Here is a 1,358-nt window from a genome sequence, read left to right as displayed (position 1 = left end):
AAATATTTGTTGGGTTCTAATACAGATCCTGTACAACTCTTAAAAAAGATGGATGAAGCTACTCGAATTCAGGACAAAGTAGCTGGATTATCTGAGGAACAAGTAGATAAGCACTATATTCATTACGTAGAAGAAAATCATTCTCCCGATTATTATATGTATGCATATCCTTATCGAACCGCTTATGTAGGAGATGCCATTCAATATGTATTAGATATCAATAAATTTACTACGGATGGATGGGGACCTTGGCATGAAGCTGGACATTTGAGACAACAGATTCCTTGGAGATTCTATAATATGGGCGAAGTTCAAAATAATATTTACAGTCTCGCTGTAGAAAAAGCATTTAATCAACCATCAAATTTGGAAAAAAGCGGAACTTATACGAAAGCCTTTCAATATCTAGAACAAACGAATAAAAATTATGACGAAATTAGTGATGTTTTTGTTAAACTTGTTATGCTTTGGCAACTACAGTTAGCATATGGAGAGGATTTCTATCCTAAATTGCATCAATTATATAGAGACATGCCTTCAAATGAGATTCCACAAACTGATGAAACGAAAAAACAATTATTTATGATTTCAGCATCAAAGGCAGCAAAACAAAATTTGATTCCTTTCTTTGAGAAGTGGGGATTACGTCCAAATAACGATACGATTCAAAAAGTGGCTGCATTAGGGTATCCAATTTTAACAGCAGAGATTTGGAAGGGTACAGATTCTAATCCAATAAAACCAGATATACCGAACTCTTCTAGTATTTTAGAAGGAAAGCAATTTGCATGGTCACTGAAAGGGATTGGAGATTTTGAATTTGCGAAAGTAAATTTAAATAAATCAACAGAAGAAATGCAAATTGATTTAAAAGCAGGTGTACCACATAACTACTTTGATAGTACATATGCAAGTATTAAAGTACAAAATGCATCAGGGAAAGTAGTATACAATAAAGACATTTATGGAAACAAACAACAAAATGCTGAATCGCAAAAAGTTTCAGTCAAAGTAGGAGATTATATTGAGTTAACACATCTAGAAGGTGTGCATAGAGCTACTCTTACAAATGTAGATAATAGTAAACAAGAGAGCTTTGGAAAAAAAGCCATATACGAAGTTACAAAAGAAGGTCTGAAGAAAGTAGAAAAAATGCCAGAAGCAACAATTCTAGATGGAAAGCAATTCGCATGGTCGCTAAAAGGAATCTGTGATTTCGAGTTTGCTAAAATCAATTTCAATAAGTCGACAGAAGAAATGCAAGTGGACTTAAAAGCAGGCGTACCGCATAACTACTTTGATAGTACATATGCAAGTATTAAAGTACAAAATGCATCAGGGAAAGTAGTATACAATAA

1 protein-coding gene is annotated in these 1,358 nt (G+C 33.4%); it reads left to right on the top strand.

Annotated features, from left to right (window positions below; all coding sequences use genetic code 11):
* The coding region (locus QO049_RS30420; RefSeq protein ID WP_284489818.1) for a M60 family metallopeptidase at nucleotides 1–1,358 on the top strand (1,358 nt) is incomplete at both ends.

Origin of the sequence: Bacillus sp. RB3 (genome assembly GCF_030164735.1) — a bacterium.
Lineage (GTDB): Bacteria > Bacillota > Bacilli > Bacillales > Bacillaceae_G > Bacillus_A > Bacillus_A cereus.
This window is presented reverse-complemented; position numbering and strand designations above follow the sequence as displayed.